The following is a 5239-nucleotide window of genomic DNA, read 5'->3' on the forward strand; positions in this document are numbered from 1 at the left end:
AATAATAATAAAGGGAAAATTAAGAAAGTAAGATACGATGATGACGAAATATATGATATACTTGATGAAGAAATTTTACAAGCTGATAAAGAGTATGATAAGCTTATGAGAGTAAACGATTCGACTTTCCTAAGAGTTAAAGAGATTAAAATTGATTTATTAAAGAGAACACAACTAGAAGGTGTTATTTTAAAATATGAAGTAAATGACGATTTAGCAAAGTCATTATTGAATTTATCAGATAAAGCAATAGAAGATAAAGAAAATAACAAATATAATGCCAAAAATATTATTCTACTATATACACCAAAGAAATATAAAAATGATGTCAATAAAAAAATAGAGGAACCAGAAGTTACAGCAGAGTACATGACAATCTTACAAGACTATTATTATACTGGGTACAATAATAAAAAATATTTAAACGAAACTGTTTATACCAACTATTCAGGTCCTTTTGAAACTGTTAAAAAGGGATATACTACAAGTGATTATTGGAATGATACCTTAACAAATGTAACTACATACTGTACAACAAAGTTGGCGAATCAGCTTAGTGGGGGTACGTTTAGTATAATGAAGTTATTTATTCCAGATCCATTCACAAATTATCCAGCAACTTCAGGTGATATTTGGCAGGCAGCGCTATATGAAATTAAATATAGAAAACATACAAGTATTTATGCATATGATTCTTACGCAGGTTGGTATTATCAGTCATATGCATATGCGGAAAGAGGGAGCTATAAGTTTAAACATCACATAAAGGTAGATGTACCTGGAGCTTCTTGGACTGATAAATTTTCGCCAACAACTTATATGACTTCTACTAATTATTATTCTCTTGATAAAAAGGTCTATGATCAGTGGTATTATTCAAAAGGATTTTATTTTGAGAGGTATGAGAAGTATAAATTTAATAGCTTGATATGGTACGAATCTTCATTTAATAATGGATATGATTTATAAAAGTACTAATATAATAAGAGATAGTAAATAGAGAAAATAAGTGTAAATTAATATATTGTAAACTATATTTATTTACACTTATTATATTTTGTAATTGTAATTATTTTAAATTGTTAAAGTATTCTTTACATTTATTAAGTGTTTCTAAAATAATAGAGGGTAGTGAGGGGGAAAATATTAATGATGATAATAAAAAAAATAAGTTTGGATACAAAAGTTTTTATTAGTTCAATAATTATATTATTTATATTTTCATTGATTTATATGCACGTTACAGAACCTAAGCAGGTCAATCTAGCATACCAGGGCATAAAATTTCAAGCTGGCAATACAAACAGCGAAGAAAGTATTAGTATTGAAATTCAAGGTGAATATATTACTGGATTTTTAGGAGAACACGATAAATTCGAAGGTAAAATATTAATAGATGACTTGTTATTAGACTATTCAGCGCCTCCAATAGAATTAAATTTAAATGAGACTGCTGAGCTATCTTTTGGACAAATATATGATGGGATGTCTGGTCATATATATATAAATAAAAATCTTGATAAAGTAATAATAGAAATTTCGGAATTGGATGAAAATGATAATGAATCTTTTAGTTATGAAAATGGGTGGTTTATTTCAGCACCTGCCAAAAACAGAGAAGAGGCCATTGAAATAACAAACAGTATACTAAGCAAAATATATAATAAGAACATTATAATTTATTGAAAATAGCATATCTTGCAAGTGGGATGAGGAATCCCACTAGGGTAATAATTTGTCTTATTTTTGATTCAAAATTATCATCTTCCAAACTTCCTTCTATATCCAATACACTTTATAATTTCATTTTACAAAATACGATAATATTAAAAAATAATAAAAAAATAAAAATAATTCCAATTTAAATTTTCATGAACAAATGGTAGAATTGAATATATAATAAATTATCTTAAAGTAAATGAGGGACGAAATTGGAAAAATGTTACAACAAATTCTAAGCGAATTAAAAGAGCTAAAATCAGGTCAAGCACGTATTGAGGAAAAATTGGATTCTGTCTATGACCATACTGTAAAAAGTGCTGAAGATATTACTGAAACTAACATGAAACTAGTAGACCAAGTTATTGATGATATTGATTATTTGAAACACAAAGAACATAAAACAGAAGAAGATTTATACAAGTTAAAAAAGAATTTAAAAATTGTTAAATAGTAAGCGGTTCGCAAATATCTCATAGGTGTGATATTTTCCAGGAGCAAGCTATTTAGTAAAAAAACAATAAAACATTAAAGAATTGTAATTTTATTTGGCGGTTCTTTTTTTGATTTTATCACTAGGGTAACTATCGATTGCAAAAAAATAGTAAATCAATTCCGATGTAGAGTAAGCATCAGTTGCTGGAGTAGTTATTGGTACTTATTTTAGGTTCAGAGAACTGTGAATTAGGAAAAAATTAAATAATAAAACGATTAAAGATAAAAAAACTGAGCAACAAAAATAGTTTGCGTTGTTTCCAATTTTTCAAAGGTAACAGGTACCTTACAGAGAGTGGGAGTGAAACGAACAATCTCTGTTGTTAATGATTATTTGATTTGAGGTGAATATATTAATGGTTATATTAAAAAAACTCAGTTTGGACATGAAAGTATTGCTTAGTATAATAGTCATATTATTTATAGGCTCGTGGACATATATGTATTTATCAAAACCATATTATGTAGACACAGTATATGGTGGTATAAGGTATCAAGCTAGTAATATGGATTTTCAAGAAAACATTGATATTGAAATTAAAGGAGAATATATTCAGGGATTATTTGGACAACCTGATAAATTTTCTGGAAAAATATTAATAAGGGATAAAGAATTGGATTATTCAGATCCACCAATACCTTTTCAATTAAACAATATGGCTGTATTGCCCTTCGGACAAATAAATAATGGTATTTCTGGTGTTATATATATAGATGAAAATCTTAATAAAGTCACCATAGAAATTGCTGAATTAAATGAACAGGGCAATAGTTCTTTTCATTATGATAATGGGTGGCTTATTTCTGCTCCTTCGGATACCAGAGAAGAGGCAGTTAGAGTATCCAATGAGTTAATACAAAAAATGTACCAGGATCTTGTAGTAAGATAGATGTTACCCACCACCTGGAATCTTAGAGATTAATTCTTCAAAAATAATAGTAGTTGTTAGTAATTATAATTTATTTAAGAGGAGAAGTATCATATTATGAAGATACTAATTTCTTAATCAAATAAAAATTTTTCTTTCTATTATAAGTATGGGTGGATTATTTCAGCGCCTTCAGAAAATAGAGAAGATGCAGTTAAAATCTCAAATGAGTTATTAAAAAAAAGGGATCTAATAGTAGAATAAAATGAAAAGATTTGTACCTGTATAGACAAAACCACTTTACTATTAATTTATACATAAGGTTTGTTTATATCTGGACAGTCAAAAGTTGATTCCAATAATTTCAAATAAAAAAAGTAACATTTTTGCATGATTTTATAGTATCCTTAAAGTGACAAAACTAGTAAGGAGAAAAAAACACAAAAATGTTACATTACTATTTTATCATATTTTGTGTTTTTTGTGTGAAATATTATGTGGAAATTATTAGATGATGTTTTTAATAGATTCAGAATATGTTTTAGCCGCGAGGCTGCATTCAATTGGTTTGTTATTATTATACTAGGAATTATGATTCGCTCTGATTCATTAGGTCTTAGTTCTGTGATAAGAGATTTATCTTTAGAACATAAAGATTATTCTTCAATGATGCAATTTTTTCGCGCTAGCTCCTGGAAATTAGATGTTTTAAGAAAGCAATGGATCTCTATAGTCAAATCAATAGCCCCTATCTGGAAACAAGATGATATGTTCATACTGACTTACGGACAGTGAATTTATATAAATTCCCATAAAACCAAAATAACCAGTATTTATTTCAAATCCTAACAATTTAGTTATATCTGAAATTGATTATTATTTCATAAATTCATTAAAATGTAAGTGAATTTTTATATTAGTACTAATGCTTTATGTCAATGTAAATAAAAGTAATTAGGCTACATATAATGTAAAACAAATTTTCAAATAATACTTATTTCTTAGAGAATAATAACACCTTTTAAACCATTTAACACCAGATCTAAATAGGCTATAAATTCTAACTTTCTTACCTTTTATTGTCTTTGTAGCCCCAATAATTTTATTCTTCTTATCCTTAGTGCAAGATGTTCCAAGAGTTATCATCCAGCAATAAGCTATACAAATACATAAATATAAGATTTTTGCATACTGAATATTGTTAGTCCAAGTATCTTCTAGGTTAAATCCACCTGCTTTAAAATCTTTAAACATTTCTTCTATGTCAAATCTCTTTTTGTACTCTCTGATTGCAAGTGGTTTTTCTAAATTATTAGCTATAAACCAAGTATCTTCAGCACCTTCTGCTTTACAAACTGCCATGTTGCACATATATTTTTGAACTGTTAACTTTATATTGAAGAAGTGTTTTGTCATTCCTTTTGAAGGAATTATATCCTCTAATTTTCTAATATTAGGTTTATCAAGTATTGTTATTCCTAAATCTTTTGTACATCTAATACAATATTTAAACTTTAATGTTTTATCTATAAATTCGAATAAGTCAACACTCTTAAAGCCTCTATCAGAAAGGATGATAACTTCAAAATCATAGGGTGTTGCTAATTTATGAATAAATTTAAGCCCTTGTTTGACATGTTTAAAATCTTTATTCCCATCCTCTTTATATAAGAACATCTTATACCAAATAGGAACTGCTCTCCTACCTATTTTCAAAGAAAATTGTAACATAACAAATTTATCTACAATAGTTGTATGGTCAAAAATTATATATATTTTCTTTGAGTTATTCTTATAATTTTGTAATAACTTATATGCAAAAAATTCATATACTCTTTCAGTATTAATAGCTTTGTGTAGATTGTCAAGCAAAATTGACCCCCATTTACGTTGAATTTTGACCCCCCATGGATCAAATTACAACTAAATTATATCCATCAATTTTAAGATTATTTGCTTTAACAATAAAACACCTAGAAGCATGATCAATGGATACATATTTGTTTAATTCCATAATTCTATCTTTAATAAGGTCTTTGACCATTTCATCAAAATCTAAATTAGGGGAAGCCTCCGTAGAGGCATTAATTCTATTCTTAACAGTCCTTGCAGGTATTTGATTATCAAGTTCTTCTAAACTCATGAATTCTGCCGTA

General features: G+C 27.4%; 5 protein-coding genes and 1 pseudogene. 4 read left to right on the forward strand and 2 right to left on the reverse strand.

The window, feature by feature from the left end:
• The 4 genes from BUB83_RS22110 to BUB83_RS20695 all read left to right on the forward strand — a co-directional run.
• Window positions 1-969 (forward strand): hypothetical protein (locus tag BUB83_RS22110; RefSeq protein ID WP_159434130.1); only part of this gene is annotated, 969 nt, incomplete at its 5' end.
• A 180-nt stretch (window positions 970-1149) separates the two neighbouring features.
• On the forward strand, window positions 1150-1686 hold the full coding sequence (locus tag BUB83_RS20685; protein ID WP_073340984.1) for a hypothetical protein: 537 nt from the start codon (window positions 1150-1152) through the stop codon (window positions 1684-1686).
• Between the two features lie 253 nt (window positions 1687-1939).
• Complete coding sequence (locus BUB83_RS20690; protein ID WP_073340985.1) at window positions 1940-2173, forward strand: hypothetical protein; 234 nt, start codon at window positions 1940-1942, stop codon at window positions 2171-2173.
• A gap of 397 nt (window positions 2174-2570) precedes the next feature.
• On the forward strand, window positions 2571-3104 hold the full coding sequence (locus BUB83_RS20695; RefSeq protein WP_073340986.1) for a hypothetical protein: 534 nt from the start codon (window positions 2571-2573) through the stop codon (window positions 3102-3104).
• Between the two features lie 933 nt (window positions 3105-4037).
• Here the strand turns inward: BUB83_RS20695 and BUB83_RS21770 are convergent.
• On the reverse strand, window positions 4038-4955 hold the full coding sequence (locus BUB83_RS21770) for a transposase (RefSeq protein ID WP_143160621.1): 918 nt from the start codon (window positions 4953-4955) through the stop codon (window positions 4038-4040).
• Window positions 4956-4995: 40 nt separating this feature from the next.
• Window positions 4996-5239 (reverse strand): annotated as a pseudogene (locus BUB83_RS20710) (hypothetical protein); the annotation flags it as partial.

Source organism: Clostridium grantii DSM 8605 (genome assembly GCF_900129965.1).
Classification (GTDB): Bacteria; Bacillota; Clostridia; order Clostridiales; family Clostridiaceae; genus Clostridium_AF; species Clostridium_AF grantii.